Annotated in this window: 32 protein-coding genes, 1 tRNA gene and 2 pseudogenes; 19 read left to right on the plus strand and 16 right to left on the minus strand. The window is 63.5% G+C overall.

Features of this window, described 5'->3' with window-relative positions; translation table 11 throughout:
• Window positions 1–28: 28 nt before the first annotated feature.
• On the minus strand, window positions 29–772 hold the full coding sequence (locus tag AACY13_RS14285; RefSeq protein ID WP_339462238.1) for a class I SAM-dependent DNA methyltransferase: 744 nt from the start codon (window positions 770–772) through the stop codon (window positions 29–31).
• A 153-nt stretch (window positions 773–925) separates the two neighbouring features.
• Here AACY13_RS14285 and AACY13_RS14290 point away from each other — a divergent pair, with 153 nt between their 5' ends.
• Entirely contained in the window at window positions 926–1,621 is a 696-nt protein-coding gene (locus tag AACY13_RS14290) for a GNAT family N-acetyltransferase (RefSeq protein ID WP_339462239.1), read from the plus strand.
• A gap of 29 nt (window positions 1,622–1,650) precedes the next feature.
• Window positions 1,651–2,052 carry an NUDIX hydrolase gene (locus AACY13_RS14295; protein WP_339462240.1) on the plus strand — a complete coding sequence of 134 codons (402 nt, stop codon included), beginning with the start codon at window positions 1,651–1,653 and terminating at the stop codon, window positions 2,050–2,052.
• A gap of 158 nt (window positions 2,053–2,210) precedes the next feature.
• Here AACY13_RS14295 and AACY13_RS14300 read toward each other — a convergent pair whose 3' ends face one another.
• Window positions 2,211–2,543 carry a rhodanese-like domain-containing protein gene (locus AACY13_RS14300; RefSeq protein ID WP_339462241.1) on the minus strand — a complete coding sequence of 111 codons (333 nt, stop codon included), beginning with the start codon at window positions 2,541–2,543 and terminating at the stop codon, window positions 2,211–2,213.
• Between the two features lie 150 nt (window positions 2,544–2,693).
• On the opposite strand from AACY13_RS14300, the gene AACY13_RS14305 reads away from it, so the two are divergent.
• Window positions 2,694–4,061 carry a sensor domain-containing protein gene (locus AACY13_RS14305; RefSeq protein ID WP_339462242.1) on the plus strand — a complete coding sequence of 456 codons (1,368 nt, stop codon included), beginning with the start codon at window positions 2,694–2,696 and terminating at the stop codon, window positions 4,059–4,061.
• 209 nt (window positions 4,062–4,270) lie between these two features.
• Here the strand turns inward: AACY13_RS14305 and AACY13_RS14310 are convergent, their stop codons facing one another.
• Window positions 4,271–5,092: a carbonic anhydrase gene (locus tag AACY13_RS14310; RefSeq protein WP_339462243.1), complete on the minus strand. Its 822-nt coding sequence runs from the start codon at window positions 5,090–5,092 to the stop codon at window positions 4,271–4,273.
• 179 nt (window positions 5,093–5,271) lie between these two features.
• A complete protein-coding gene (locus AACY13_RS14315; protein ID WP_339462244.1) occupies window positions 5,272–5,880 on the minus strand; it encodes a DJ-1/PfpI family protein in 609 nt (202 codons plus the stop codon).
• Between the two features lie 233 nt (window positions 5,881–6,113).
• On the opposite strand from AACY13_RS14315, the gene eco reads away from it, so the two are divergent.
• The gene (gene eco / locus AACY13_RS14320) at window positions 6,114–6,590 is read left to right on the plus strand and encodes a serine protease inhibitor ecotin (RefSeq protein ID WP_339462245.1); all 477 of its coding nucleotides are present in this window, start codon (window positions 6,114–6,116) and stop codon (window positions 6,588–6,590) included.
• A gap of 65 nt (window positions 6,591–6,655) precedes the next feature.
• Here the strand turns inward: eco and AACY13_RS14325 are convergent, their stop codons facing one another.
• Window positions 6,656–6,961 (minus strand): putative quinol monooxygenase, encoded by a 306-nt coding sequence (locus AACY13_RS14325; RefSeq protein WP_339462246.1) that lies wholly within the window; start codon window positions 6,959–6,961, stop codon window positions 6,656–6,658.
• Between the two features lie 154 nt (window positions 6,962–7,115).
• Here AACY13_RS14325 and AACY13_RS14330 point away from each other — a divergent pair, with 154 nt between their 5' ends.
• Window positions 7,116–7,706 (plus strand): NAD(P)H-dependent oxidoreductase, encoded by a 591-nt coding sequence (locus AACY13_RS14330; protein ID WP_339462247.1) that lies wholly within the window; start codon window positions 7,116–7,118, stop codon window positions 7,704–7,706.
• On the opposite strand, the gene AACY13_RS14335 is transcribed toward AACY13_RS14330, so the two are convergent.
• Window positions 7,703–8,212 (minus strand): DUF2938 domain-containing protein, encoded by a 510-nt coding sequence (locus AACY13_RS14335; RefSeq protein WP_339462248.1) that lies wholly within the window; start codon window positions 8,210–8,212, stop codon window positions 7,703–7,705. The genes AACY13_RS14330 and AACY13_RS14335 overlap by 4 nt on opposite strands.
• Window positions 8,213–8,284: 72 nt before the next feature.
• Here AACY13_RS14335 and AACY13_RS14340 point away from each other — a divergent pair, with 72 nt between their 5' ends.
• A complete protein-coding gene (locus AACY13_RS14340; RefSeq protein WP_339462249.1) occupies window positions 8,285–8,710 on the plus strand; it encodes a helix-turn-helix domain-containing protein in 426 nt (141 codons plus the stop codon).
• Window positions 8,711–8,741: 31 nt separating this feature from the next.
• Here the strand turns inward: AACY13_RS14340 and AACY13_RS14345 are convergent, their stop codons facing one another.
• Complete coding sequence (locus tag AACY13_RS14345; RefSeq protein WP_339462250.1) at window positions 8,742–9,581, minus strand: CAP domain-containing protein; 840 nt, start codon at window positions 9,579–9,581, stop codon at window positions 8,742–8,744.
• 169 nt (window positions 9,582–9,750) lie between these two features.
• On the opposite strand from AACY13_RS14345, the gene AACY13_RS14350 reads away from it, so the two are divergent.
• Window positions 9,751–10,116 carry a SpoIIAA family protein gene (locus AACY13_RS14350; RefSeq protein WP_339462251.1) on the plus strand — a complete coding sequence of 122 codons (366 nt, stop codon included), beginning with the start codon at window positions 9,751–9,753 and terminating at the stop codon, window positions 10,114–10,116.
• A gap of 17 nt (window positions 10,117–10,133) precedes the next feature.
• Here the strand turns inward: AACY13_RS14350 and AACY13_RS14355 are convergent, their stop codons facing one another.
• Window positions 10,134–10,475, minus strand: a complete 342-nt coding sequence (locus AACY13_RS14355) for a hypothetical protein (RefSeq protein ID WP_339462252.1) — start codon at window positions 10,473–10,475, stop codon at window positions 10,134–10,136.
• 86 nt (window positions 10,476–10,561) lie between these two features.
• Here AACY13_RS14355 and AACY13_RS14360 point away from each other — a divergent pair.
• Window positions 10,562–10,793 (plus strand): annotated as a pseudogene (locus AACY13_RS14360) (sulfite exporter TauE/SafE family protein); the annotation flags it as partial.
• A gap of 158 nt (window positions 10,794–10,951) precedes the next feature.
• Here AACY13_RS14360 and AACY13_RS14365 read toward each other — a convergent pair.
• Entirely contained in the window at window positions 10,952–11,365 is a 414-nt protein-coding gene (locus tag AACY13_RS14365; protein WP_339462253.1) for an HPF/RaiA family ribosome-associated protein, read from the minus strand.
• Between the two features lie 227 nt (window positions 11,366–11,592).
• Here AACY13_RS14365 and AACY13_RS14370 point away from each other — a divergent pair, with 227 nt between their 5' ends.
• Together AACY13_RS14370 and AACY13_RS14375 are read left to right on the plus strand one after the other, a co-directional pair.
• Window positions 11,593–11,874, plus strand: a complete 282-nt coding sequence (locus AACY13_RS14370) for a peptidylprolyl isomerase (protein ID WP_339462254.1) — start codon at window positions 11,593–11,595, stop codon at window positions 11,872–11,874.
• Between the two features lie 278 nt (window positions 11,875–12,152).
• Window positions 12,153–12,389, plus strand: a complete 237-nt coding sequence (locus AACY13_RS14375) for a hypothetical protein (protein WP_339462255.1) — start codon at window positions 12,153–12,155, stop codon at window positions 12,387–12,389.
• 218 nt (window positions 12,390–12,607) lie between these two features.
• Here the strand turns inward: AACY13_RS14375 and AACY13_RS14380 are convergent, their stop codons facing one another.
• Window positions 12,608–13,498 carry an EamA family transporter gene (locus AACY13_RS14380; protein WP_339462256.1) on the minus strand — a complete coding sequence of 297 codons (891 nt, stop codon included), beginning with the start codon at window positions 13,496–13,498 and terminating at the stop codon, window positions 12,608–12,610.
• A gap of 210 nt (window positions 13,499–13,708) precedes the next feature.
• Window positions 13,709–14,140, minus strand: a complete 432-nt coding sequence (locus AACY13_RS14385; protein ID WP_339462257.1) for a universal stress protein — start codon at window positions 14,138–14,140, stop codon at window positions 13,709–13,711.
• A gap of 274 nt (window positions 14,141–14,414) precedes the next feature.
• Here AACY13_RS14385 and AACY13_RS14390 point away from each other — a divergent pair, with 274 nt between their 5' ends.
• From AACY13_RS14390 to msrA, 7 genes are all read left to right on the plus strand, one after another.
• A complete protein-coding gene (locus tag AACY13_RS14390) occupies window positions 14,415–15,116 on the plus strand; it encodes a YebC/PmpR family DNA-binding transcriptional regulator (protein WP_339462258.1) in 702 nt (233 codons plus the stop codon).
• A gap of 178 nt (window positions 15,117–15,294) precedes the next feature.
• Window positions 15,295–15,915: a hypothetical protein gene (locus tag AACY13_RS14395; protein WP_339462259.1), complete on the plus strand. Its 621-nt coding sequence runs from the start codon at window positions 15,295–15,297 to the stop codon at window positions 15,913–15,915.
• Between the two features lie 130 nt (window positions 15,916–16,045).
• Window positions 16,046–16,372 (plus strand): DUF2025 family protein, encoded by a 327-nt coding sequence (locus AACY13_RS14400; RefSeq protein ID WP_339462260.1) that lies wholly within the window; start codon window positions 16,046–16,048, stop codon window positions 16,370–16,372.
• Window positions 16,373–16,564: 192 nt separating this feature from the next.
• Window positions 16,565–17,020 carry a GNAT family N-acetyltransferase gene (locus tag AACY13_RS14405; RefSeq protein ID WP_339462261.1) on the plus strand — a complete coding sequence of 152 codons (456 nt, stop codon included), beginning with the start codon at window positions 16,565–16,567 and terminating at the stop codon, window positions 17,018–17,020.
• A gap of 97 nt (window positions 17,021–17,117) precedes the next feature.
• Window positions 17,118–18,161, plus strand: a complete 1,044-nt coding sequence (locus AACY13_RS14410; RefSeq protein ID WP_339462262.1) for a GGDEF domain-containing protein — start codon at window positions 17,118–17,120, stop codon at window positions 18,159–18,161.
• 114 nt (window positions 18,162–18,275) lie between these two features.
• Window positions 18,276–18,797, plus strand: coding sequence for a peptide-methionine (R)-S-oxide reductase MsrB (gene msrB, locus AACY13_RS14415; RefSeq protein WP_339462263.1), 522 nt, complete (start codon window positions 18,276–18,278; stop codon window positions 18,795–18,797).
• Window positions 18,798–18,799: 2 nt separating this feature from the next.
• Window positions 18,800–19,471 carry a peptide-methionine (S)-S-oxide reductase MsrA gene (gene msrA / locus AACY13_RS14420; protein ID WP_339462264.1) on the plus strand — a complete coding sequence of 224 codons (672 nt, stop codon included), beginning with the start codon at window positions 18,800–18,802 and terminating at the stop codon, window positions 19,469–19,471.
• A 370-nt stretch (window positions 19,472–19,841) separates the two neighbouring features.
• Here the strand turns inward: msrA and AACY13_RS14425 are convergent.
• A tRNA-Thr gene (locus AACY13_RS14425) sits at window positions 19,842–19,917 on the minus strand.
• Window positions 19,918–20,041: 124 nt separating this feature from the next.
• Window positions 20,042–20,884: a CvfB family protein gene (locus AACY13_RS14430; RefSeq protein ID WP_339462265.1), complete on the minus strand. Its 843-nt coding sequence runs from the start codon at window positions 20,882–20,884 to the stop codon at window positions 20,042–20,044.
• A gap of 313 nt (window positions 20,885–21,197) precedes the next feature.
• Between AACY13_RS14430 and AACY13_RS14435 the strand changes: the two genes are divergently transcribed.
• Window positions 21,198–21,386 carry a hypothetical protein gene (locus AACY13_RS14435; RefSeq protein ID WP_325508144.1) on the plus strand — a complete coding sequence of 63 codons (189 nt, stop codon included), beginning with the start codon at window positions 21,198–21,200 and terminating at the stop codon, window positions 21,384–21,386.
• Window positions 21,387–21,508: 122 nt separating this feature from the next.
• Here the strand turns inward: AACY13_RS14435 and AACY13_RS14440 are convergent, their stop codons facing one another.
• The gene (locus tag AACY13_RS14440; protein WP_339462266.1) at window positions 21,509–22,654 is read right to left on the minus strand and encodes a PQQ-dependent sugar dehydrogenase; all 1,146 of its coding nucleotides are present in this window, start codon (window positions 22,652–22,654) and stop codon (window positions 21,509–21,511) included.
• Between the two features lie 105 nt (window positions 22,655–22,759).
• Entirely contained in the window at window positions 22,760–23,464 is a 705-nt protein-coding gene (locus tag AACY13_RS14445) for a substrate-binding periplasmic protein (protein WP_339462267.1), read from the minus strand.
• 336 nt (window positions 23,465–23,800) lie between these two features.
• Between AACY13_RS14445 and AACY13_RS14450 the strand changes: the two genes are divergently transcribed.
• On the plus strand, window positions 23,801–24,781 hold the full coding sequence (locus tag AACY13_RS14450) for a zinc-dependent alcohol dehydrogenase family protein (protein WP_339462268.1): 981 nt from the start codon (window positions 23,801–23,803) through the stop codon (window positions 24,779–24,781).
• A gap of 36 nt (window positions 24,782–24,817) precedes the next feature.
• Here the strand turns inward: AACY13_RS14450 and AACY13_RS14455 are convergent.
• Window positions 24,818–25,087 (minus strand): annotated as a pseudogene (locus AACY13_RS14455) (DUF1294 domain-containing protein); the annotation flags it as partial.
• Window position 25,088: the final 1 nt, after the last annotated feature.

Here is a 25,088-nt window from a genome sequence, read left to right on the forward strand (position 1 = left end):
GCCGCCGGATGCTGGCCTGATCAACGCGCTATTTTTTCACGCAGGCAAACAGCGCATTCCCTGAGGCCCCATCCCAGGGAATGAGCTTCTCGTAGTCATGTTCCAGCACATGCACCTCGAAGTAGGGCTGCAACAGCGCCTGCAGCTCGACGAAGCTCACCGCCACCATGGGGTGTTCGTCGTGCCACAGCTGGGTTTCATCGGCGCTGGTTTTTTCAATGCGCAGCCGCAATGACTGCTGCTCGCCAGCGCCACAGTAGTTCCAGCCGGAACTGAAGCTGAACAACGCCTCAGCGTGCCTGGCGCTGTGCGAGACGAACAAGGCGTTGTCGATCCTGTGCTTATCCACGGCGTTAAAGCAGAACACTCCACCGACGGCCAGCGCGCCATGCACGCTGGCGATACAGGCCATGAGCCTGTCGATGCCGCCGCTGTAATGAATGGAATAGAGAAAACAGGTGATCAGGTCCAGCGGCTCGGCCTGGGTGAAACCACACATATCCTGCAGGGAAAAGCGCGCCTGCGGGCAGCGAAGAGCGGCCTTGTCCAGCATGGGCTGGTTGATGTCGAGGCCACTGCTGGTGTAGCCGGCATCGATGAAATGACGCACATGCGGCCCGGTGCCGCAGGCCAGATCGAGGTGCCTGATGCCGGCGTTACCGAACAGCTGCTGCAGCCGGTGGATAGCGTGGCTTTGCGCCTGGTAGTCGATATCGGCGCACATCAGATCGTAATAATCAGACAGGTCGGTATAGAGGGCATTAACTGACATAGTGACCTGATGATGGCGAGCAGTTTTTTAAGGTGGCGCATCATAGTCGAAGCCAGGCCAGCCCCGTGCAGATACTCACTGACGCGTGGCTAGGATCAAACCCGGGCGCGTTACAATGCCGCCCACTCGCGCACGCCCGGAGCCAGACTGACGATGTTCACCCTTGTACACCTGGACACCCCGCCCCCCGAATCACTGAAAAGCCAGATTCTGCAGATGGTGGTGGACTACTTCAGCGACATCAGCCCGGTTTCGCTGACGCCCAGTAATCCGCTCTACCAGCTGTACCAGTACGTGATCGGCTACGAGATGCACCTGTACCTGCAGGCGATGGACAGCGCCGTGGACAGCAGCGCACGGTTGATCCTCGCACTGGACAATCAAGACCCTTCCCTGGTGCTGGGTTTTGCTCTGTACCTGCCCGCCAAGGATGATCCCGACGCCTGCACCCTGGTCTATATGGCGGTACAGGCTGACCAGCGCCGGCGCGGTATCGCCCGCGCCATGCTGCAACAGATGGTCGCGCGCCACCCGCATGCCGAACTGGCCTGTGTGGCCGGCAAGGTAGCGACTTTCGAGGCCATGGGCTTTCAGGTGCTGACGGCGCACGGGCCGCAAGTGCTGATGAGCACGAGGGACTACAGCTCGGACGGCATGCTGGCGGTGCAGGACCTGGCACCCATCTTCCAGTCCAAGGAAGTGCGGCAGATCCACGCCTACCTGCTGAAGCAGCACGGCAAGAAGGCCATGAGCGAAGCGGAGAAACAGCGCGACCGCCTGCTCGACCAGATGACCCAGCGCGCACTGGCGCTGGTACACGAACGCCGCGCCTCAGGCTCCGTGCACTGAGGCGTAACCCACAGCCAAAGCGAAAGACCATGACCACTCTGAGCATTTCCGCCGCCTGCCTGATCGACGACGCAGGCCGCCTGCTGCTGGTACGCAAACGCAACACCCAGGCCTTTATGCTGCCCGGCGGCAAAGCCGAGCCCGGCGAAGATGCCCTGGCCGCCCTGACCCGCGAACTTGAGGAAGAACTCAACCTCAGCCTGCCGGCAGACGCACTGCAACCGCTCGGCCAGTTCCGCGCCGCAGCGGCCAACGAGGCCGATACCTGGATCGACGCCAGCGTGTTCCAGGCCCGCCTGCCGCACAGCGTCAGCGCCGCCGCCGAACTGGAAGAACTGCGCTGGCTGGCACCGGGCGAGGTGCCGCCAGCCACCCTGGCACCGCTGCTACGCGAGCACGTGCTGCCGCTGCTATGGCCGGCCGCGCAGTAGACAAAGGGGATTTATTTCCCGCAAGGCCGGCGAATAACGCGCCACCTTTTCGCCCTTAGCCCGAATCACCCTCTCTTTACTCGCCCGGCTCGCCCTTCTGGCCAGGCTGCGGCGGCTACTTCGCTTGGCGTGTGTTTCGACCAGAACCATCAATGCGCCTAACGAGTGGCGCGGAGCGCAACGGTGGGCCGACCGGCGTCGCGCCAGCCGGAGAAGCCATCGATAAGATAGCGCGCATCGAGCCCCATCGTTTCGAGGGTGGCGGCGATACCCTGGCTGATTTCGCGGCCATGGGCGCAATAGAGCACCACGGGCCTGTCGCGTGGCACCGTGTCCTTCCAGGCGAGCAGCGCCTCGGGCGCGTGCCAGTGCGAGTCGGCGATGGCGGCCGCATCCGCCACGCGCGCCGCCACGCGGCGCACATCCAGCAGGGTGAAACTGCGTCCCGCCGCTTGCCACTCGAGCAATTCACAACTGCTGATCCGGCTCATCCCACACCTCCGAGTTAGCTAACAGGCATATTAGCCGACAGGCCACGCTTGGCATCGGCCGTCAGCCCTGATTGCGCCCCGCATCGAGGCGCTAGTTTGGATAAATCATCGAGCTAGGAAGCCGGCAGGCCGCGCAGTATAGTCAGCGCCATGACATCAAATCGCCACCCACCCCACGACAAGCTACTGGATCTGCTGCTGGACGTTGTCTGCGTAGTGGATAAAGAGGGTCGCTTTCTATCCGTCAGCGCGGCCAGCGAGCGCGTGTTCGGTTACCGCCCCGAAGAAATGATTGGCCGCACCGCCTTTGACATGATGCACCCGGACGACCGCGCCGCAAGCCGGGCGCTGATAGAGCGCATCAATTCGGGCCAACCCTCGCAGGACCATGAGAACCGCTACCTGCATAAAGACGGCCACATCGTTCATATCATGTGGTCGGCCCAGTGGCTTGAGGCCGAGCAGGTGCGGGTCGGGGTGGCGCGCGATATTACTCAGCGCAAGCGTGCCGAGGCGATGCAAGCCGCGCTGTATGCGGTATCGGCAGCAGCTCACACGGTAGACGACCTGCACACGCTGTATGGCCGAGTGCACGAGGCGATTGCTCAGCTGCTGCCGGCCAAGCACTTCTCCGTAGCGTTATACGATGCCGCGAATGACCAGCTCAGCCTGGCCTATCAGGCCGATCAGTGCGGTGCGCCGCCCTCACCGATGCCGACGGCCGTCACGACCTTCTGTGCCGAGGTTGTTCGTTCCGGCAACGCCGTGCTGTTAACCCCGGAAACGGCCGCGCAGTGGCTTGCCCAGCGTGGCGCAGAGGCGACTCCGCATACCCTGGAATGGCTTGGCGTGCCGCTGATAGTGGGAACGCAGACCATCGGTGCGCTGCTGCTGCAGAATCACTGCGCAAGCGTGCGCTACAACGAGCAGGATCAGGCGCTGCTGCAGTTTGTGTCGAGCCAGGTGGCGGCGGCGATAGAGCGCAAGCGCACGCACTCTCGCCTGGAGTTTCTCGCGCAGTACGACCAACTGACTGGCCTGTCGAACCGTTCGCTGTTCCTCGACCGCTTGCGCAGTTCGTTGCAAAGAGCAACAAGAGACAGCTTGCGCCTGGCGGTGATTTATCTCGACATGGACAACTTCAAGCAGATCAACGATAGCTTTGGCCACAGCACCGGCGACCTGCTGCTGCAGGAAGTCGCTCGCCGCCTCAGGCAGTGCGTGCGCGAGTCCGATACGGTGGGCCGTTTGGGCGGTGACGAATTCGCCGTTCTGCTGGACAACATCGGCAGGCAGGAAGATGCCGCCCCAGTGGCCGAGAAGATTATCGCCACCCTCAGCGCCCCTTACCTCCTGGAAGGGCACACGCTGATGAGTACGCCAAGCCTGGGCATCGCCTTATACCCAGAGCACGGCCAGACTGATCTGCAGCTGATACGGCACGCGGATGAGGCCATGTACGTGGCCAAACGCAGTGGCGGCAAGCGCTATATTGTTGTCGAGAAGCAGGGGAAGTAGGAGCGGCCCATGGCCGCGATGCGTTTCGCGGGCATGGCCCGCTCCTACAAAAAATCAATGCTATACGGGTTGTTTGAGAACGCCAGCTTGCTGGCGATATGGCTAACACGGCCATAGAACTGGGCGTCCCTGCCCCTGTCCTCACCGGCAACGCCGGCCAGCTATCAGCAGCCAGCCCAGCGCGCCGTCACGCACTCCGCTTATTCCAACTATTCCAATACAGGGCGAGCGTTAACCGCTTGCACGGGGCGGTTGTTGTGGTGATGGATCACCTGCAGGAACTGCTCGATCTGCGCTTTGGATGCCGAAATCGGCTGCTTCATCACCAGCCAACGCACGCCCTCGGAGCAAGGTGGCGTGGTCAATGAACCATTGAAGCGGTAGTAATCGCGGTTTTCAGGCAGGATTTCCAGCGGGGAAATGTCCGAGCTCAGGGCCAGCTTTTCGCCTTGTTTCGGCAGCTGCGCCCAGGCTTTTGCCAGCGCCTTGTTGGCGTCCCCCTCGGTCACCATGACCGCTACGACGGCCAGGTGGCCATTCTCGTCGGCGTGCACCAGGTGCCCTTCCATGGGAAAGGACTGGCCATTGATCAGGTTTTCGCTCGGCACATGAAAGTGGAACTGTTTCAGTTCGAACTCGATGCCATCGACGACGATGGCGCTCCCCGCCCGTGCGTTTACCTGAACGGTGTGACCGTTGTTAAGAATTTCTGCGCTGCCGGCGTTGTAGGCAAAGGCGATGGGCTCCAGCCTGGCATCGATAAAGCCGCTCAGGTTGATCGGTGACTGATTGCTCCCGGCGCACGCGCCATACTCCGGGCTGAGCCTGGCCCAGTTCTCCGGCCCCTTGGCACCGCTGTAATCCCAGGCGGCACCCTCACTGCACAACGCCATGCCGGACGACAACAACAGACCCGCTGCAATCAATGCTCTTTTCATACCCTGCCTCATAAATACCCTGCTGACGGAATCGACACGATAGATCACCAGGCCGGTGCCTTGGTAGCGGTCACCTGAGCCGGTCCCTTGCAAAAACGCCCGATCCTCGCGCCACAAGTGCGGGGCATGGCAATGCGCTCGCCAGCACCACAGGGAACTAATGGGCTCAGCGCTGGTTCGCCAGATCGACTCAGGCCCTCGATTTGCGGGCCGCACAAGTCACGCGGCCAAGGCCCGCAGCGAATAGCCGCGGGCTGCACCAGGCCCTTGGCTCAGCCGCCCCCCAGATAGGGCTCGATATTGCCGAGCGCCCGCTCGACGTAATCCGCCTTCTCCCCGACCGGGGCGACGTAATGCAGCGCCTCGGCCGCCGCCTCACGCCCAACCAGGCGTGCCAGGGTCCAGGCGGCGAGGTAGATGGAGGCCAGACAACCGCCGGCGGTGGCCAGGTTGCCCCGGGCGAAGAAGGGTTGTTCCAGCACCTCGATGCCAGCCTCCTGCACCCAGGGCTTGCTGGTGAGATCGGTGCAGCCTGGAATACCGTCCAGCAAACCCGCCTTCGCCAGCAGCAGGGTGCCGGAGCACTGCGCGCCGATCAGCTGACGTGTCGGATCGAGCCGCGCCAACACCTGCATCACGGCGGCGTCCCGGGCGATCTCGCGGGTCTTGATGCCGCTGCCGACCAGTACCGCGTCGAATGACTCGATCTCATCCAGGCGGGCTTGGCGATACAGCTGCACGCCGTTCATCGAGGTGACCGTTTCGCTTGGCGCGGCCAGGGACACACGCCAGCCCGGCTGCTTGATGCGGTTGAGGATGCCTAGGGCAATCAGCGAATCCAGTTCGTTGAAGCCGTCGAAGGTGAGGATGGCGATATGCATGGTGGGCCCTGCGCGATGGAGTAAGGCCATTCTCGAGCGGACCAGAGACGGTGCATAGACACAGTGGCGCGCGACAGCAGCGGTACAGGACCACGGCCCTCGCCCGGCTCGGCCGCTGCCAACTTGCCAAGCCGAGGAACTTCACCTATGCACAAGGGTCAGTTGGCTGCTCAGCCAACCCGGCAATCTTGCTCAACGGACGGCCCACCAGGCCCACTCGACAAGGACTCTCAATGAACTCGCACAAACTGCCCCTGATCGCACTTGCCTGCGCCCTGCCACTGGCCGCCTGCGCCGCCACACCCGAAGCGCTCAAGCCCTACCCGGCGGCCAGTGCAGGCTATAACCGCCATGTCATCGAGCTGCCGGCCAAGACCAATGAGGCCGAGCACAAGGTCGAGCTGATCGCCGGCAAGACCCTGGAGGTGGATTGCAACCAGCAGCGCCTGGGCGGCCAGTGGCAGGAGAAGACCGTGGAGGGCTGGGGTTACAGCTATTACCAGCTGAGTCAGGTCGGCCCGGCGATGAGCACCCTGATGGCCTGCCCCGATAACAGCCGCAAGCAGGCCTTTGTCCCGGTGGGTGGCGAGCCCCTGCTGGTGCGTTACAACAGCAAGCTGCCGCTGGTGATCTACGCCCCGACAGAGGTGCAAGTGCGCTACCGCATCTGGTCCGCCGCGACCAACGCCACGCCTGCCCCCCAGCAGTAAACTCAACCAGTGCTGTCGCAGGCCACGCCAACGGAGTTGACGACGTTCGCGGTGTAAGCCCGGCCCTAGCCCGCCGGGCTGAGCATCTCGATCTCGCGAATGTCGAAATCGCTACGCAGGTAGTCCATGCGCCGGTCATGAAACTGGCGCATATGCGGCAAGGCGCTGTGGATCGCCAGGTGCGCCCGCGACTGCCAGACCTCATAGAAGATAAACAGCGTCGGGTCGTGGCTGTCGCGCAGCATGTGGTATTCGATGCAGCCGGCCTCGGCGCGGCTGGGTTCGATATAGGCGCGAAACAGCGCCTCGAACTCGGCGGCCTTTTCCGGGCGGGTGTGGGCATGCAGGATAAATCCGTAGGTATCGGCCATGCTGGGCTCCTGGCAGATCAGTGGTTATTTACCTTACAACGGCAAAAAGCGCCCCACTCATGCCTTTTAGTCACATGTCATTTGCGCGTGGCCGGCTGTTTCTACCCGCTCGTGCGCCCTAGCATGCCGCCATCACGTTACCGAGGCCCATGCCATGAAGAAGATCCTGCTGCTCGACGGCGGTAAACAGTTCGCCCATTCCGAGGGGCGCTACAACGCCACCCTGCACGACACCGCGCTGGCCTTTCTCGACCGCGCCGGCTTCGACCTCAAGCACACTCATATCGACAGCGGCTACGACATCGCCGAAGAGGTGGAAAAATTCCTCTGGGCCGATGTCGTCATCTATCAGATGCCCGGCTGGTGGATGGGCGCGCCCTGGACGGTGAAGAAGTACCTCGACGAGGTGTTTACCGCAGGCCACGGCAGCCTCTACGCCAGCGACGGCCGTACCCGCTCGGACGCTTCGCAGAAGTACGGCAGCGGCGGCCTGATCCAGGGCAAGCAGTACATGCTGTCGCTGACCTGGAACGCCCCGCAGCAGGCCTTCGACGACCCCAGCGACTTCTTCGAAGGCCAGGGCGTGGACGCCGTCTACCTGCCCTTCCACAAGGCCAACCAGTTCCTCGGCATGAGCGCCCTGCCGACCTTCCTCTGCGTCGACGTGATGAAGCGCCCCGCCATCGAGACCGATATCGCCCGCTACCAGCAGCATCTGGCGCAGACCCTAGGCAACAACCCTTAGTGGCAGAGGGGTGAGGCAAACAGCTGCGCCCCCAGCCAGCCGGCCAGGTACACGCCAAAGCCGAACACCAGATGGGTCAGCAGCGCGCGCAACCTGACCTGCCAGGGCCTGGCCATCCGTGAGGCCGCCAACCCCATGCCGAACCCCGGCTGCATCAGCAGCAAGGGCGCAGCCACGCTGACAATACCCAGCAGCAGCGCCGGCGATAAGCTCGGCCGGCACAGCCACTGCGGCCCTACCAGCGCCACAAACAGGCCAACGAAAGCCACACCGATCAGGTAATGGCTGCACCAGCCCAGCAGCCGTTCGCCACGCACGGGCTGTGCCTTGCTGATGGCCATATGGCGGAAACGGCCGTGGCGCATATGCCCCAGCCAGCGCCCTACCAGGGCGTAGTCCAGCGAGGCAATGCCGAACACGCGTCGCCGCGCCAGCGCCCAGATATCCATCAGCAGCGTTGCGCCCACGCCCACCAACAACACCTGCAGGATCAGTTGACTGTTCATCTCCACCTCTTTTGCTTTGTCTGAAAGGCTGTTTTCATAAGCCTGCCAGTTCAAGTCAACTTGAGGTCAAGGATGAAAGAGATGGATATCGGCAAAGTCTCGCGCCGGTCCGGTTTGCCGGCATCGACTCTGCGCTATTACGAAGAGAAAGGCCTGATCCGCTCCATCGGCCGCAACGGCCTCAAGCGGGTGTTCAACGAGTCGGTGATCCAGCGCCTGGCCCTGATCGCGCTGGGTCGTGAGGCGGGGTTTTCCCTGGATGAGATCGCCGTCATGCTCGCCGCAGGCACCCAGCCGGCGATCGACCGCGCGCAACTGCAGGCCAAGGCCGACGAGTTGGACCGCCGCATCAAGCGCCTCAGCGCCATCCGCGACGGCCTACGCCACGCGGCCTCCTGCCCGGCGGAAAACCACCTGGAGTGTCCGAAGTTCCAGCAGCTGATGAACCTGGCCGCGCGCACCACGGCCAGAACCCGGGCGCACCCGCCGCTCAAGTAAGCGGGGGCTCAGCATGGCAACCCGCAGCGGCTTACGGTGCGCCAAACAGCGCCGTCCAGTAGATCCCCGCGTCGCTCTTGGGGTCGTTGGCATAGGCTGCGCCCAGCTCGCTGAACTGCGGGTTCATCAGGTTGGCACAGTGGCCGGGACTGGCCAGCCAGCCTTCGACCACCTTGCCGGCGCTATCCAGCCCGGCGGCGATGTTTTCGCCGACCCGTTGGCCGCCGTAGCCGGCCAGTTCCGCGCGGTCGCCCGGGGTGCGGCCGTCGCGGTCCTGGTGGGCGAAGAAGTTGCCGTTGGCCATGGCCCGGCTATGGGTTTGCGCGGCGCTGCCCAGGGTGGCATTCCATGTCAGTGGCGTGGCGGCGGCGAAGGCCTGGCGACCGCATTGGCGCGCCTGCCCGCGGGCGACGTTGACCTGCTCGAGGACTTTCTGCCCTTCCGCCTGCCAGTCGCCCAGGCCTGCGGTCAGCAGCGGGCGGGCCAGCACGATGCGCCAGTCACGGTCCTGCCGACTCACCCCGACATCGACGAACTGCGGGTCCAGCAGCACCTGGCAGAAGCTCTCCTGCAGCACCTTCATGGCCGCCGCGGCATCCCGCGGCCCGGACAGGCTGATCGCCTGCACATTGACCATCGGATAGCCCGCCGCGCTCATCGCCTGCTGCAAATCGCCGGCGCGCCCCACGGGCAGCACCAGCCGTGGATCGGTCGCCAGCGGTGGCAGCTCCTCCGAAGCCTGCTGCGCGCAACGCTGCACCTCGCTGCGGTACAGGTTGATCGACTCGACCAGCTGCGCCTCCTCGACCGCAGCGGCACCCAGGCTGCACAGCAACGCAGCAAGACCTGCAAGGCATGATCTGATGCCCATAACCACCTCCTTCATGCGAATGGCCTCCATGATGCGGACTCGCCGCCGTCGCAGGCAAGGCACAAAAGGCCGGCACGCCGCACAGACGCGATTGGCCACGACTGCGGTGCATTAACAGCCGCCGCCAGGCGGCGTATGGTGAACAGATAGACCCCATGGAGGAATCGCTATGTTCCAGGTAACCCGCAACGGCGAAAACCGCATTGACGTGGACTTTGCCGGCAAACTCGACAGCATCGAGATGCGCATGGCGCTCGATCAGTTGACCCAGCACGCCGAAGGCATCGAACACGGCCGGATGATGTACCGCATCGGCACGTTCGAGTTGCCGACCCTGGGAGCCATGGGCGTCGAACTGGCGCGCATCCCGCAACTGCTGCGTTTTATCCGTCGCTTCGATCGCGTGGCGGTGGTGGCCGACCAGGAATGGGTAAGGCGCATCAGCGCGGTCGAGGGGGCGCTGATTCCGGGCCTTACCATCAAGGCCTTCGATTCGATGCAGGAAGCGCAGGCGCAAGCCTGGTTGCAGGAGTAACCCCGGCCCGCTAGCGCTCAACCCAGCTGATCGACCATCACCGCATTGGTGTAGATCAGGCTGCCGTCGCTGGCCCGATGGCCGACCAGATGGAACTGACCGCGCTGATCGCCTGTGCTCAGATAGACGCGAAAGCGGCAGTCGGACAGCGGCCCGCATTCGGGCGGCGTGCTCAACTCCAGCGCGTCCATATCGACATCTACCATGACCTCGGGCTCATGGGTTTGCTGCAGGCGCTCTTCGGCCTGTTCAAGACGCAGGTGGTCGCTCTCACTGAGGTGGAATTGAATCTGCCCCATGGGGGTGGACTTCTGCGCGGGGTTGGGTTTGCACCAGCCTTCGATAGTCAGGGTATTCATAACCAGGCCTCCTAGAATTGGCGCTCGGGCGCTTCACGCCCGACAACCTAATTTTAGACAACAGGCGAGGCGTCGATCTCCCTTGCCCCTCTCTGATGATGCACCTGCTGCTGCAGCAACTGGACAAGGTGCGCTATGTGCCACCATCAATGTGTTCTTCCTGCTGACCAATGCCCTGAAACTGATCCCCTACACGGTTCTTGGCCGGTTCACTCTGGACAATCTGCTGTTCAGCCTGGCCCAGGCCCCCATAGTGCCGCTGGGGGGGCATGGAGCGGGTTATGGATGCTGTCGCGAGTCAATCACCTGCGACTCTAGCGCATTGCCCGGCAGGGAATGCTGCTGGCGGGCGGGCAGCCGATCTAGAACAACCTGTGAGTGCCGCGCATACGACTGCGCCCCGCAGGCAGGCCTGCGGGGCGCACAGAATGAAGGGGCTGGCAGCAGGCCATGGCCTGCTGCCCGGGGGCGTGGACTTACAGCGCGCGCAGCTGTTGCTCGGCGAGGAAGTCTTCATGCAGGAGCGCGTCCTGACCGGGGATGTCCACGGCCTCGTCGCTCTGCAGCGGGGTGGCGCGCTTGCTGCGTAGTTTGCCGAACTGATGATCGAGGGCGTGGTGCAGTTTTTCGATGGAGCCATCGATGGCCTGTTCCAGTGACTCGGCCCTGTGGGTGACGGAAATCGGTTGCAGGCCTTTTGGCCGTGCTTCGATCTGGCAGCGTTTGTCCTGTGCGCCGGCCTTCTGGCCATTGTCGTCGTGCAGGTGAACGACGATACGGGTCAACTCATCGTCGAAGCGTTCCAGCTTGCTGGCAACACTGGCACTCACCCATTCAACCAGGCGGGCACTGCCTTCGATGTGGTTATCGCTGTGAACTTGGATTTGCATAAAGCTTTCCTTCTTCAACTGTTCGCGAATAGCGTCGCCTCCCGAGGCGACAGCACCAGCCTACGCCATTCCCCCCCCGTTTAGGCAAGCCCTAAGACCTTTGTCGCAGGCTGAAATAATCAAATACCCGGTGCAGCGTAGCGATAGCGCCCCCGGCCCAGCGTCGGCGCTTGAATCGCCGGCCGATTCCGGTAGGCTTTAACGCTTATTTCAAAGGAGTAACTCCCATGGCCCGCGCCACTGCCCGTCACATCCTGGTTGCCACCGAAGACAAGTGCAACGAACTGAAAGCCGCTATCGAAGGCGGTGCCGACTTTGCCCAGGTGGCCAAAGACAACTCCACCTGCCCATCCAGCCGCAGCGGCGGCGACCTCGGCTCGTTCGGCCCAGGCCAGATGGTCAAGGAATTCGACACCGTGGTATTCAGCGCACCGATCAATGTGGTGCAGGGCCCGGTCAAGACCCAGTTCGGCTACCACCTGCTGGAAGTCACCAGCCGCCAGGACTGATCCAACCCCGGCCGAAAGGCCAGGCTCGAGCGGTACCCCGGCAATGCCAGTCGCGGCAGCCCCCTCGCCCCTAAGGGCGAGGGGCAATCGGCGCAAACCGTGCAACCCGGGGGTACAGCCCAGAAAAAGGCGCAGTGGCCCCCACCACAGCGCCTTTTTTGTGCGCGCCAGCCAGGCCGACGCGACGCGCAACCCCGCACAGCGGCTGGACAGGTGCCCGCACCAATAGAGGGGTATACTCGCGCCCCCTTTATGACCTCGGCCGCCGCGGACCTTCCATGACCAGCACTCAATTGCCTGACCCACAGCCCAGCGCCCAGGCTGACACCCCGCCATCGGGCAACGAGCCGGTGGCCGCGAACAAGACCGGGTTTGCTTCGCTGTTCTGCGCGGCCAAGGCCGCCTCCAGCAAGCAGAACGACCAACCCTGGCACCAGAAGGGCAACAAGTCCGCCCACGAGAAGAAGATCGGCCCGGCCCCCAGCGGCACCCGCCGCGCCATGGGCAAGCGTTAAGCTAATAACCTGCTGCCCGAGGTGAACGCTTTTGTAGGAGCGGCGGGCGTGCCTAGTCCTTGCCCGCGAGCTTTGCCATGGCGCAACGGCGTGGGAGGCGCTGGGCGACATTGCGCTTTAGCGGCGCGCTTGCAACAGCGGTTATCGCGGCTAAAACCCCTCCCACGGTTTGTACTCTGCGGCCCAGGCCCCTGCGCCCAGGCAGATCGACTCGCGCCTCAGCCCGGCACCCGGGCCAGGCGCAGTCGATCGTATAACCAGCCTCCGCAGACGTTCAGCAGCAGGCCGAGCATCACCAGCAACGCCCCCAGCAGCTGCAGGGCGCTGAGGCGTTCGTCGAGCAGCAGCGCCGCCGAGGTCAGCCCGACCACCGGCACCAGCAGCGAGAACGGGGCCACCTGGCTGGCCGGGTAACGCGACAGCAGCCGACTCCACAGGCCATAGCCCAGGATGGTCGCGCCGAAAGCCAGGTAGATCAGCACCAGGATCGAGTCCAGGCCGAGCCCGCGCAGCGCACTCGCCATTGCCTCCGGGCCTTCCAGCAGCCAGGACAGCGCCAGAAACGGCAAGGGCGGAATCAGGCTGCCCCAGACCACCAGGCCAACCAGATTCACCTTGCCGAGTTTGCGCGTGATGATATTGCCCAGTGCCCACATGGCCGCCGCGCCGATGGTCAGCACGAAGCCGGCCAGGGTCATGATGCGGTCGCCCTGCAGACCGATCAGCAGCAAGCCCGTCGCGGCCACCAGCAAACCGAACAGATTGGCCCGGTGCAAACGCTCGCCGAGCAGCAGCACGGCGAACATCAGGGTGAAAAACGCCTGCGACTGCAGCACCAGCGAGGCCAGGCCAGCCGGCATACCCAGCGACATGGCGGAAAATAGAAAGGCAAACTGGCCGAGCGAGATCGTCAGCCCATAGGCCAGCAACCAGCGCAGCGGTATCTGCGGGCGCTTGATAAACAGGATCGCCGGAAAGGCTGCCAGGATAAAACGCAACGCCCCCAGGAGCATCGGCGGCATATCCTCCAGACCGACCTTGATCACCACGAAATTCATGCCCCAGACGACTATCACCACCAGGGCCAGCAACAAATCCTTGGGCGACATAGCGGCCCCCTCAGCACAGGCAAGCCGCCATTAGAGCAGGCACAGCCAGAGGCTGGGCTATACAGTCGGGGAACAAACCGGCCACACAGTGCAGGCTCCGGACGAGCCTGGGGCCAGCAGGCAGACGCGGCGAAGCGCGCGCGGGGTCATGCTCCCCTCTCGCGGCCGGCACCGCCCGCGTGGTTCGCCTGCCGTCGCAGGCGACCCGGGTTATTTCACCAGCAGCACCGGCACCGAGACCTCATGGATCACCCGCGTGGCCACCGAACCCAGCAGCATGCCGGTAAAGCTGCCCAGCCCACGGGTGCCCATCACCACCGTGTCGCAGCCCTGCTGCTGGACCAGCGCGGCAACCTGCTCGGCAACATTGCCCAGCGCGGTGTAGGTGGTATAGGCCAGGCCGGCGGCCTTCAACTGATCGGCCGGCCATTCCAGCTCCTGGACCGCCGCCTCGGTCATCGACTGCTGCAACTGGGCGACGACCTCGCCGGTCACGTACTCGCCGTAGAGCATGGGCTCCTGCTGCACATTGAGCAGGCACACATGCAGCGGCGTGGCATGATCGCGGGCGAAGTTGATCACGTATTCCAGGGCGCGTTTGGCCGGTGCCGAGCCGTCGTATGCAATCAATACCTTGCGCATTGTCTGCCTCCTTTTCCGAGTCTGGTCTAAGCATAGACCAGCGCCCCGGGCGCTTGGTTGCGCGGGCGGCGGCGCTGCAACCGGGGCGAAGCCGCCCCGTCCACCCGGAGGCTGGAGCGGTACGACAAAATTGCAGGGTGCCAGCGGCCGCTGGAGGGACTAAAATCGCTCCCTGCATGCGTCGCCGGCCACTGTGCCGCCGCTCAGCCCGAGGGCTGGCGCTCGCCCGGCCAGGCAGACGACCCCCTCCATCCGCACAGACCAAGAGAACAGCATGGGCGCCCAGTGGAAAGCCAAACCTAAAGAAGCCGCCGCCAACGCCAGAGGCAAGATCTTCGGCCGGCTGGTCAAGGAAATCATGATCGCCGCACGCAACGGTGCCGATCCGGACATGAACCCCAAGCTGCGCCTGGCCGTGCATCAGGCGAAAAAAGCCTCGATGCCCAAGGACACCCTGGAGCGGGCAATCAAGAAAGGGGCCGGTCTGAGCGGCGAAACCGTCAATTTCGAACGCACCACCTATGAGGGCTTTGCGCCGCATCAGGTGCCGCTGATCGTCGAGTGCCTGACCGACAACGTCAACCGCACCGTGGCCGAGATCCGCGTACTGTTCCGCAAGGGCCAACTGGGCGCATCCGGCTCGGTGACCTGGGACTTCGACCATGTCGGCCTGATCGAGGCGTCCTCGGATGAAGGCGCAGACCCGGAGCTGGCGGCGATTGAAGCCGGGGCCCAGGACTTCGAGCCCGCCGACGAAGGCAACACCCTGTTTATCACCGAACTCACCGATCTGGATGCCGTCTGCCGTGCCCTGCCCGAGCAGGGCTTCACCGTGCATTCGGCGCAACTGGGCTACCGCCCGAAGAATCCGGTGACCGGCCTGAGCGCCGAGCAACTCGAAGAAGTCGAAGCCTTCCTCGAAGCCATCGACGCCCACGATGACGTGCAGAACGTCTACGTCGGGCTTTCCGGCTAATTGCCAGACACCGGCAAGCACGCCGCCACTGCCTTCTGGGCGGTGCCGCACTTGCCGGGGGCTGTGAACCAGGGAGATCAATCACAGTCAGCAACAGCCAAAGCGAGTAGAATCGCCGGCCGCCGCGCATAGAGTGCCCGGCGTGTACACAAGGACGTTGTCACACAGGAGTTTTACCGTGCACAAGTTTCTCACCCTGGCTGCCTGCATACTGCTGACAGCCTGCGCCAGCAATCAGCAGGCGGTTTACCAGGACGCGGTCATCAGCGGCAGCGGCCCGGTGGCCAAGACCACCCTGGAAGCCATCCACAACACCCAGGCCATCCCCCTGCCGTTCGACACGGCCCTGCTGGCCCAGCAATGGCCGATCAGCGCCAACGAGCCGCGCCTGGACTTCGGCAGCTCGATTTCCAACTACCGGGTATTTTCCCTGGAGCTGAAAAAGGGCGAGCACTACAGCCTCAATGTCAATTCGCTGTGCCAGAAACCCTGCATCAGCTTCAACAAGCTGGCCCTCAAACCGCGCGCCCTGCTGCTCGATGCCTATGGCACGGTGATCGCCGCCAACCCCTCGCGCGCCTCGGCAGTGGTCGGCCAGATCAGCCTGAGCTGGGAGGGCGAAGCCCCGGAAGATGGCACCTACTACCTGCTGGTGGCCGCGGACAACGACGATCTGGGCGAGACCATCGTGATCGACGATATCTGGGTCAACAACTCGCCGCTGATGGCGGTCAAGGTCGACATGCACAGCGCGCCCTTCGGCAAGATCAGCGCCTTCTCCTCGCCACGGCAGAACTGAGCCCACGGCCCTGCCGAGCGACTGTCTGCCGGCTTATTGATCCTGCGCAAGGTGCGCTGCCGACTACGCCTTAGCCTATGGCGGTTGTTTCCCGGGGTACGCCCCGCCAACCGTCATCGACGAGGTTCCCATGAGCATCACCTCCGCCAGCATCTGCGCCGCCGCCGACCATTTGCAGGGTTTTGTCGGCTTTAACGCCAAGACCGGCCGGCATATCGTGCGTTTTTCCGAAGACTCCTTCGGCCTCGATGTACTGGAACAGAGCATCACCCCCGCCTGCGAGTTCGTCTGGCGAGCCTATGAAGGCAATCTGATGCTCCTCGACCGGAGCCGCCTGCAGCTGCTGTTCGAACAGAATATCGACGACCGCCTGAACATCGGCGAGCCCTTGCGGGTGTACATGCGCCGCCAGGATCTGCCAGAAATCAGCGCCGAGCGCCGTCGCCTGCCGGCCTGACAGGCCGGCACCGGCAGCAGACCTGGCGAGGAAAGCCCAGCCAGCCGCCGCAAATGTGCAGCTGGCGGCCACCGCCAGGGTGACCCGTTCGCGACCCTGGGCGCTTATCCCCTGGACCAAGGCGCTAAACTGCAGCACCGCCGGCAACCGCCAGGCACTTGCCAACCCCACCCCGCGCAGCCTTCAACAGCCATGACCGACCTGTATTTCCGCGTCCTGCCCCCTCGGCTCAAGCCCCTCGCGGACAAGTTCTACCGCGCCCATCGCAGCCCCATGCGGGCAGGCCAGAGCGATCAGTTGTGGGTGGCCCAGCAAGGTGAAATCGTTGCGGCCCTCTGTCTACGCCCAGTGGCTTCTGGCCAGTGGCTGACCAGCCTGCTGGTGGCACCGGCACTGCGCAGCCAGGGCCTGGCACGGCAACTGATCGAGCAGGCGCTCGACGGCCGCGACGAGCCGGTCTGGCTGTTCTGCCAGCCGCAGCTGCTGGGCTTCTACCAGCGCCTGGGCTTCGACGAGTGCCCGCGCCTGCCCGCGCCGCTGGCCGAACGCCTGGCCCGCTATCGACGCAGCAAGAACTTGCTGGCACTGGTCCGCCAGAGCGGCGCAACCCCTGAAAACCCACAGATTGAAGCCACTTATGGCGGATAGTCGGCCAACCTGGCACATCCGCCCTGTTTTTAAGTTGCCTTATCCGGGCTAAGCTCTGCATGCTTGGCCCATAACAACGACAAGAATGGCTATACATATGCGTATACCGCGGTTGCTCAGGCGTCTGCGTAACGACTTCCAGCTGTCCATCATCACCCTGATGGGGCTGTTTGGCGTGATCGGCATTTCACCCTATGCCGTCTATCGACTGGCCACGGGGAACTTCCTGGTGGGGGTCGCCGACATCATCATCGTCTTCTCGACCGTACTGGCCGTGCTCTATGCCTGGCGCACTGGCGACACGGTCAAGCCCGGCATCTACCTGGCCGCGATCTTCTCCACCGCAGCCACCCTGATCGCCATCAACCTGGGGGTGAACGGGCTGTTCTGGATCTACCCGCTGATCCTCTTCAACTTCTTTATGGTGTCGCCGGGCAAGGCCCTGATCGCCACCACCCTGGTGCTGACGACCATGGTCGGTTACGGGCAACTGCATCCCGGGCGCGTCTTCGAGAGCGACTACCAGATGGTCTCCTTTCTGGTCACCAGCATGATGGCCAGCACCCTGACCTACATCTTCGCCTACCGCACCCGCAGCCAGCGCGACCAACTGCAGCAACTGGCCATCCAGGACCCCCTGACCGGAGCGCGCAACCGCCGGGCGATGAACGAGGAGCTGCGCATCGCCGCCTCCATGCGCCGGCGTCATGGCAACAACTACGGCGTGCTGGTGATGGACCTGGATCACTTCAAGCGCATCAACGACAGCTATGGCCACCAGGCCGGCGACCAGGTGCTGGTGGACTTTGTCGAACTGATCAAGCGCTCTTCGCGCGAAGGGGATCGGCTGTTCCGCTTCGGTGGCGAGGAGTTCCTCCTGCTCCTGCCCAACACCGCGAAAGCCGGGCTGCAAGCCGCCGCGCAGCACCTGCAGCAACAGCTGGCGGAACACCTCAAGGGCCCGGGCGGCATGGTGACCATGTCGGTCGGCGGAGCCACCCTGCGCAACGCCGAACACTGGGAAAGCATGCTCAAACGCGCCGACCAGCGCCTCTATCGCGCCAAGAACGCCGGGCGCAACTGCGTTATCGTCGACGACGACGATGTGCCGCACAATCGGCACGAGCTGCCGGTCAGCTGACTCACGCAGTCGCTAATACCTGCTTACAAGTGGCAGCGGACAAAGTCCCGCTACGGCTGTAACAACGCCTAGGCTGCTCTGTCTATTGAGCCAGACATCACGCGAGACACAGCCATGAAAAGACGCGCCTTACTCAAGGGCCTGGCCCTCCTCCCCGCCCTGCCCCTGCTCGGCCAGGCCCCGCTCAGCCTGGCCGAAGCGATCACCGCGGCCGCCACCGTGCAGCCCCTGGACAAACCCCACAGCGCCTGGCGCGAACTGCTCTCGCCGCAAGCCTATGCGGTGCTGTTCGAGGAAGACACCGAACGCCCGGGCAGCAGCCCGCTGAATCAGGAGAAGCGCGAGGGCACCTATATCTGCGCGGCCTGCTACCTGCCGCTGTTCAACAGCCAGGACAAGTACGAGAGCGGCACCGGCTGGCCGAGCTTTACCCAGCCGATAGCCGGCCATGTCGGCCAGAAGCGCGACTTCAAACTGATCTTTCCCCGCACCGAATACCACTGCGCGCGCTGCGGCGGGCATCAGGGCCATGTGTTCGATGACGGTCCCAAACCCCGTGGCGAACGCTGGTGCAATAACGGCGTGGCCCTGCGCTTTATTCCCCAGGGCGAAAGCCTGCCCGAACTGCGGAGCTGAACATGAGCAACACACCCACCTGGCATCAACCCCTTCTGCGCGGCATCACCCTGCTCCTGGCCGGCCTGCTGGCGGCCTGCGAACCCAGCGCGGCCCAGGCCCCACAACCCGCCCCGGCCAGCGACAATGCCGGCACGGCGAGCGACAGCGGCGTGGCGATCTTTGCCGGCGGCTGCTTCTGGTGCACCGAGGCCGACTTCGACAAGCTGCCTGGGGTGCTCGAAACCACCTCCGGCTATATCGGCGGGCATGTCGACAACCCCAGCTACGAGCAGGTCTCGGCGGGCACCAGCGGCCATATCGAGGCGGTGCAGGTGCGCTTCGACCCTAGTCAGACCAGCTACGCCAAACTGCTGGAAGCCTTCTGGCCCACCATCGACCCGGTCACGCCGAACGCCCAGTTCTGCGACCGCGGCCCGCAATACCGCAGCGCCATCTTCTATGCCAATGCAGAGGAACAGGCCCAGGCCGAAGCCTCCAGGGACGCCCTGCAAGCCTCCGGCAAGCTGCCGGGCCCGGTGGTCACCGAAGTGCTGCCCGCCACCCGTTTCTACCCGGCCGAGGACTATCACCAGGATTACTACCAGCGTAATCCGCTGCGCTACGCCTACTACCGCAATGGCTGCGGCCGCGACAAACGCCTGGAACAGCTCTGGGGGAAAAAGCCCGACTAGCCCCACTTAAGAAAAATGCCGCCTTGCTCTTCCCAGGCAAGCGGCATTTTTTGGCTATGTACCAATTAAGTGTTGCCAGCAGTGCTGGCGGTTGTCGCGAAACCCGTAGGAGCGATGGGGACGCCTAGTTATTGGCCGCGATGCTTTTCTATTCGGCCGCGATTCGCGGGCAAGCCCGCTCCTACAAGGGATGAGCATGCCGACAACAGCCAACTCAGACATAGCCCATTTTTTTGGGATCTAGAATCGCTGAATAGGCGCGCTGCCCAGGTGAAACCTATCGGTCAGTTGATGGTTTCCTACGCCCTGACATCCGACGCAGCCCAATGGCTGGGCGCGCTGATATGAACGGGGACTGGCGAGAAAGAAGTGGTGCCGTTGAGAGGAATCGAACCCCCGACCCCATCATTACGAATGACGTGCTCTACCGACTGAGCTACAACGGCGCATGGCTCGGGCATTATTCAATGGAGTCGACGCACGCTCAAGCGGGTTTTTCTGGCGACGCCAGGGCTGCACGGCGGCAGGCAGCCGTCGACCTGGACAAAGTCGACGGCATCCGGGGCGGCGCTACTTGTCGACCAGTTCGATGCGGTCTTGGTGAATCAGAATGCGCCCCTGCTTGTACAGGCCGCCAATCGCCTTCTTGAAATTGCCCTTGCTGGCGCGGAACAGCGCCGTGATCGCCTCGGGCGAGCTCTTGTCATTCAGGTGGAGCACGCCACCCTCTTCACGCAACTTGGCCAGGATCTGTTCGGCCAGGCTGCTGGCGGCTTCCTGGCCGACCGGCTGCAGGCTCAGGCTGATCTTGCCGTCGCCGCGCACTTCCTTGATAAAGCCCTTTTCCTGCATGCCGCCGCGCACGAACTTGAACAGCTCGTTCTTGTGGATCAGGCCCCAATGCTTGCCGTTGATGATCGCCTTGAAGCCCATATCGGTGGCTTCGACCACCAGCAGATCGACTTCCTGGCCCACCTTGTAGTTCGCCGGCAGCAGGTCCAGGTAGCGATCCAGTCGGGCCGTGGCGGTGATGCGCTTACTGCGCTTGTCGAGGAAGACATGCACCACGCAGTAGTCGCCCACCTGCAGCGGGCGCTTTTCTTCGGAATGGGGCAAGAGCAGGTCTTTCGGCAAGCCCCAGTTGAGAAATAGACCGACTCGGTTGATATCCACCACTTTCAGGCTGGCGAATTCACCCACCTGCACTTTCGGTTTTTCCGTGGTGGCGATCAGTTTGTCGTCGCTGTCCAAATAAATGAAAACATTCAGCCAGTCTTCCACTTCGCTCGGCGTATCGCTCGGGATATAGCGTTTGGGCAGCAATATTTCGCCATCCGCGCCACCGTCCAGATACAGGCCGAAGTCGGTGTGCTTCACGACCTGCAAACTATTCATTCGTCCAATTACAGCCATGATGCCCTACCCTCGGTTTCAGCCAGGCATTCTACCCGAGTTGCGCGCCGGTTTCTCAGCCCACGCGCAGTCCATCGGCCGCCGGCTGCCGGCACAAACACGCGCCAGGCGCGGCTCCTGACCACTGCTAAAGCGACCGCAAGCGGCGCTGCTATTGCTGAGAAAACAACGACTTGGTTAATGACTAAGTGGATTATTCAAGGCCTGCGAATATATCTCAGCGCACACCCACTGTCATTCGAGAGTTATTTATCAAGCAATTGTCAAGCATATCGGGTACAATGCGCGGCCAAATTAATTTTTAAATAGGTTAATGGCCGTCATGCGCGTAAAAGCATCCAACAGCAAACCCAAGGCGGCCCCGGCCGTTGAAACCAGCGCTTCGATCGACGCGCAAATCGCGGCCTTTATCAAAGCCGGCGGTGAAATCCAGCAAATCGCCAAGGGTGTCAGCGGCCAGGTTTACGGCACGACCAAGCAGATCACCATCGGCAAGAAATAAGCCGCTGGCTGCTGGCCAAGCAGCGCTTTGCTCACCCTCGACAAAGCGCTGGCTAGCTCCCCTCCCCCGTCGCCCCGCCCAACATTCAAGCCCCTCACCGATCGATGGCCCCGCGCCAGGCCTCATTGCGCCTGCAAGCCAAGCCGTAGCAACTGGCCATTGGCGGCGTCCGTCAGCACATAGAGATAACCGTCCGGGCCTTGCCGGACATCGCGAATCCGCGCGTTGCGCCCTTGCAGCAAGCGCTCCTCACTCACCACCCGATCACCATCGAGCTCCAGACGCAGCAATGCCTGGTCGGCCAACGCGCCGATAAACAGACTGTTCTGCCACTGGGCAAAACGCTCGGCGTCATAGAAGGCCATGCCGCTGATCGCCGGCGACTTGGCCCAGACATGGTGGGGCGGCTCGGTGCCGGCGAGCGTCTTGCCCTGGGCCTCGGGAATCGCCAGCAAGGAATAGTTCACCCCATGGGTGGCGAGGGGCCAGCCATAGTTCTTGCCGGCCTGGGGAATGTTGATCTCATCGCCGCCGCGGGGGCCGTGTTCATGGGTCCACAGCTGCCCGGTCCTGGGGTTGAGCGCCGCGCCTTGCGGGTTGCGATGGCCGTAGGACCAGATTTCCCCTCGCGTGCCGGCCTGGCCGACAAAGGGATTATCCGCCGGCACGCGACCATCGGCATACAGGCGCACCACCTTGCCCTGCAGCTTGTCGAGGTCCTGGGCGGTCGAGCGCTGATTGTTCTCGCCCAGGGTGATAAACAGGTAGCCAGCGCCATCGAATACCAGCCGCGCACCGAAATGCGTGCCGCTGGAAAGCTTGGGCTGCTGACGAAAGATCACCGAGAAATCCTCCAGGCCGCGGTTATCCGCGGCCAGCCTGCCACGCCCGACGGCCGTACCGGCCTGGCCGTCCTCACCCGCCTCGGCATAGGCCAGGTACACCCAGCGTTCCTCGGCGAAATCCGGCGGCAGCGCCACGTCGAGCAAACCGCCCTGGCCCCGGGCATACACCTGCGGCACGCCGCTCAGCGGCGCGGACAGCGCACCCTGGGCATCCATCAGGCGCAGCCGCCCGGGCCGCTCGGTAATCAGCAACCCCTGTTGTGCCGGCAGAAAGGCCATGCTCCAGGGGTGCTGCAGGTCAGTGAGCAACACCGTTACGCCGAGCACACCCCGCTCGCCGGGCGCTGCCGTGGTCTGGGCGAGCAACGGCAGTGGCCAGGCGATGAGCAGTGACAGACAGGCGAACAACGGTAGGCGCGGCATGGCGATGTCCTCGTGCGATCCGGGTTGCGCAGCAAAAGCCAATCATGCCTCGACCCAGCCACGCCCGCAGCCTTGCGAACATTTCCTAAGATTACGGCCGAGCCGTCAGTGCATGGCGTAGCGCCGCTCGATGGCCTGGTACTCGCCGCTGGCGCGAATCGCGACCAGGCCCTGGTTGAACAACTCGCAGTAACGCTCCAGGCTGCAGCCGAGCTTGTAGGCGGTGGCCGCAAAGATCGGGTAGAGGGCCAGAGGCTGGCTGACGTCGACCTGGGTATACACCTGACCATTGAAATAACGCAGGATGCGCATATCGGAAACCACCACATCCACCCGCCCGCTGTACAGCATGCGGTTGCGCGCGATCTGATAGGCCTCCTCACGGTAGCGCGGGTTGTTCTCGGCCATCTGCTGGAACTCGGGGCCGAGCAGAAAGCGCGCGCGCTGGAAGGCATGCACCGAATACCGCCCCAGATCTTCGATCTGGCGGATATCCAGCTGCCTGGAGCTCAGGGCCACGGCCACATTCTGGTAGTGAATATAGGCATCCGAGTAGAAGGCGCTGACCCCGCTCAACTCATTGGTCGTGGCAATCGCATCGATCTGGCCACGGCGCAGCATCAGGTGCAGGCGCTCCATGGGCGCGTACTGCACCGCCACGGCCACCCCGGCACGGCTCAGGGCCGCGACCACGATGTCGTATTCAAGCCCCTTGGCCTCCCCCTCGAACACATAGGGCGGCTTGTGCGTACCAAATCCCAGGCGCAACGGCTGAGCCGATAACGTCAGGCTCAAACACAGCAAACTCATTGCCCACAGCCACTTCATTCCAGCCCCTTCAATCCACGCAGCGCAGCATCGCGGCTAGCGGGCTCAGACGAACCCATGCCGGTGCCTCGACCTCGGACCCGCGCCATCGCGCCAGCACGCTTGAGCCCACTACCAGGCTGACCATAGCGTAAAGCCTGCCGCCGTGCAGCCATCGACTACACGGCGGCTATCGCACCATACCCGCCAGGCCGGCCGGGGCTCAACTTGCAAAGCGGGGCCCGATCAGCGAGATCGATTGAGCAGGATTCGTCCCGACAGGGTCAGTGAGGTCTAGACTTGATCGACCCGCAGCAGTCGTTCCCCTGGAGAGATTTTATGTTGAAAGCCCAATACCCGAGCCGCGGCCCGGTCCCGCAAGACGTCATCAGCGCCGTCGAACTGCAACTGCCAGCCCCCGAGGCCGGCCAGGTGCGGGTCAAAGTACTGGCAGCACCGATCAACCCTTCCGACGTGCTGACCCTGACCGGCGAATACGGCATGCTGCCGCCGCTGCCGGCGATTGGCGGTAACGAAGGCGTCGGCCGCGTCGAGGCGCTGGGTCCCGAGGTGAGCAACCTCAAAGTCGGCCAGATGGTCCTGCTGCCGGTGGGTTGCGGTACCTGGGTCAGCCACCTCAATGCCGTGGCGAACAAGCTGATCCCGCTGCCGGAGGCCGATCCCCAGCAACTGGCGATGCTGACCGTCAATCCGCCGACCGCCTCCCTGATGCTCAGCCAGTTCGTCGAACTGCAGCCCGGCGATTGGGTGATCCAGAACGCCGCCAACTCGGGCGTGGGCAGCTACCTGATTCAACTGGCCAAGCTGCGCGGTTTCAAGACCCTCAACGTGGTGCGCCGCGAGTCGGCGGTGGCCGGGGTTGAGGCCGAAGGCGGCGATGTGGTGCTGGTCGACGGCCCCGACCTGGCCAAGCGTGTGCGCGCAGCCACTGGCGGCGCGGCCGTGCGCCTGGGCATCGACGCGGTGGGCGGCGAGTCTACCGATCATCTGGCGGCGAGCCTCAGCGAAGGCGGTGTGCTGGTCAACTACGGCATGATGAGCCGCCAGCCGTGCCAGGTGTCCCCCGCCTCATTCGTGTTCCGCGATGTCAGCCTGCGCGGCTTCTGGCTGGCCAAATGGTTCCAGACCGCCAGCCAGACCGAGCAGATGAAGGTATTCGGCGAGCTGGTGCAACTGGTCGCCAGCGGCAAGCTGCACACCCGCGTGGCCGCCACCTATGACGTCAGCGAGATCAAGCAGGCCGTCGCCGCAGCCGCCAGCGGCGAACGCGATGGCAAGATCCTGATCGTACCGAAATAAGCGTCAAGCGAACGACGGCGGATAACCTGCCGTCGTTCAGCCGCCTGCAGGCGTTTTTATCAGCCATAGCAGCAACCCCGCCAGGGACAGGTGCAGCAGCACGATCAACCAGAACTTCAGTTGATAACCCAGCTTGCGGTTCTTGTGACGGATCAGCCGCTGGGCCAGCAAACCGCCTGGCCAGCCGCCCAGCAATTCATACAGATGCAGGCGCGCCTCGGGGGTGCGCTGCAGGCCCTGAATGGCGAATTTTTTGTCGCGGTAATAGGCGATATAGCAGATCAGGCTCATCAGCCCGTAGACCAGC

This window comes from Pseudomonas sp. EA_105y_Pfl2_R69 (genome assembly GCF_963970915.1).
Classification (GTDB): domain Bacteria; phylum Pseudomonadota; class Gammaproteobacteria; order Pseudomonadales; family Pseudomonadaceae; genus Aquipseudomonas.

Coding starts and splice junctions, on each gene's coding strand:
- AACY13_RS14285 (WP_339462238.1), bottom strand. CDS start 772: ATGTCAGTTAATGCCCTCTATACCGACCTGTCTGATTATTACGATCTG.
- AACY13_RS14290 (WP_339462239.1), top strand. CDS start 926: ATGTTCACCCTTGTACACCTGGACACCCCGCCCCCCGAATCACTGAAA.
- AACY13_RS14295 (WP_339462240.1), top strand. CDS start 1,651: ATGACCACTCTGAGCATTTCCGCCGCCTGCCTGATCGACGACGCAGGC.
- AACY13_RS14300 (WP_339462241.1), bottom strand. CDS start 2,543: ATGAGCCGGATCAGCAGTTGTGAATTGCTCGAGTGGCAAGCGGCGGGA.
- AACY13_RS14305 (WP_339462242.1), top strand. CDS start 2,694: ATGACATCAAATCGCCACCCACCCCACGACAAGCTACTGGATCTGCTG.
- AACY13_RS14315 (WP_339462244.1), bottom strand. CDS start 5,880: ATGCATATCGCCATCCTCACCTTCGACGGCTTCAACGAACTGGATTCG.
- eco (WP_339462245.1), top strand. CDS start 6,114: ATGAACTCGCACAAACTGCCCCTGATCGCACTTGCCTGCGCCCTGCCA.
- AACY13_RS14325 (WP_339462246.1), bottom strand. CDS start 6,961: ATGGCCGATACCTACGGATTTATCCTGCATGCCCACACCCGCCCGGAA.
- AACY13_RS14330 (WP_339462247.1), top strand. CDS start 7,116: ATGAAGAAGATCCTGCTGCTCGACGGCGGTAAACAGTTCGCCCATTCC.
- AACY13_RS14335 (WP_339462248.1), bottom strand. CDS start 8,212: ATGAACAGTCAACTGATCCTGCAGGTGTTGTTGGTGGGCGTGGGCGCA.
- AACY13_RS14340 (WP_339462249.1), top strand. CDS start 8,285: ATGAAAGAGATGGATATCGGCAAAGTCTCGCGCCGGTCCGGTTTGCCG.
- AACY13_RS14345 (WP_339462250.1), bottom strand. CDS start 9,581: ATGGGCATCAGATCATGCCTTGCAGGTCTTGCTGCGTTGCTGTGCAGC.
- AACY13_RS14350 (WP_339462251.1), top strand. CDS start 9,751: ATGTTCCAGGTAACCCGCAACGGCGAAAACCGCATTGACGTGGACTTT.
- AACY13_RS14355 (WP_339462252.1), bottom strand. CDS start 10,475: ATGAATACCCTGACTATCGAAGGCTGGTGCAAACCCAACCCCGCGCAG.
- AACY13_RS14365 (WP_339462253.1), bottom strand. CDS start 11,365: ATGCAAATCCAAGTTCACAGCGATAACCACATCGAAGGCAGTGCCCGC.
- AACY13_RS14370 (WP_339462254.1), top strand. CDS start 11,593: ATGGCCCGCGCCACTGCCCGTCACATCCTGGTTGCCACCGAAGACAAG.
- AACY13_RS14375 (WP_339462255.1), top strand. CDS start 12,153: ATGACCAGCACTCAATTGCCTGACCCACAGCCCAGCGCCCAGGCTGAC.
- AACY13_RS14380 (WP_339462256.1), bottom strand. CDS start 13,498: ATGTCGCCCAAGGATTTGTTGCTGGCCCTGGTGGTGATAGTCGTCTGG.
- AACY13_RS14385 (WP_339462257.1), bottom strand. CDS start 14,140: ATGCGCAAGGTATTGATTGCATACGACGGCTCGGCACCGGCCAAACGC.
- AACY13_RS14390 (WP_339462258.1), top strand. CDS start 14,415: ATGGGCGCCCAGTGGAAAGCCAAACCTAAAGAAGCCGCCGCCAACGCC.
- AACY13_RS14400 (WP_339462260.1), top strand. CDS start 16,046: ATGAGCATCACCTCCGCCAGCATCTGCGCCGCCGCCGACCATTTGCAG.
- AACY13_RS14405 (WP_339462261.1), top strand. CDS start 16,565: ATGACCGACCTGTATTTCCGCGTCCTGCCCCCTCGGCTCAAGCCCCTC.
- AACY13_RS14410 (WP_339462262.1), top strand. CDS start 17,118: ATGCGTATACCGCGGTTGCTCAGGCGTCTGCGTAACGACTTCCAGCTG.
- msrB (WP_339462263.1), top strand. CDS start 18,276: ATGAAAAGACGCGCCTTACTCAAGGGCCTGGCCCTCCTCCCCGCCCTG.
- msrA (WP_339462264.1), top strand. CDS start 18,800: ATGAGCAACACACCCACCTGGCATCAACCCCTTCTGCGCGGCATCACC.
- AACY13_RS14430 (WP_339462265.1), bottom strand. CDS start 20,884: ATGGCTGTAATTGGACGAATGAATAGTTTGCAGGTCGTGAAGCACACC.
- AACY13_RS14435 (WP_325508144.1), top strand. CDS start 21,198: ATGGCCGTCATGCGCGTAAAAGCATCCAACAGCAAACCCAAGGCGGCC.
- AACY13_RS14440 (WP_339462266.1), bottom strand. CDS start 22,654: ATGCCGCGCCTACCGTTGTTCGCCTGTCTGTCACTGCTCATCGCCTGG.
- AACY13_RS14445 (WP_339462267.1), bottom strand. CDS start 23,464: ATGAGTTTGCTGTGTTTGAGCCTGACGTTATCGGCTCAGCCGTTGCGC.
- AACY13_RS14450 (WP_339462268.1), top strand. CDS start 23,801: ATGTTGAAAGCCCAATACCCGAGCCGCGGCCCGGTCCCGCAAGACGTC.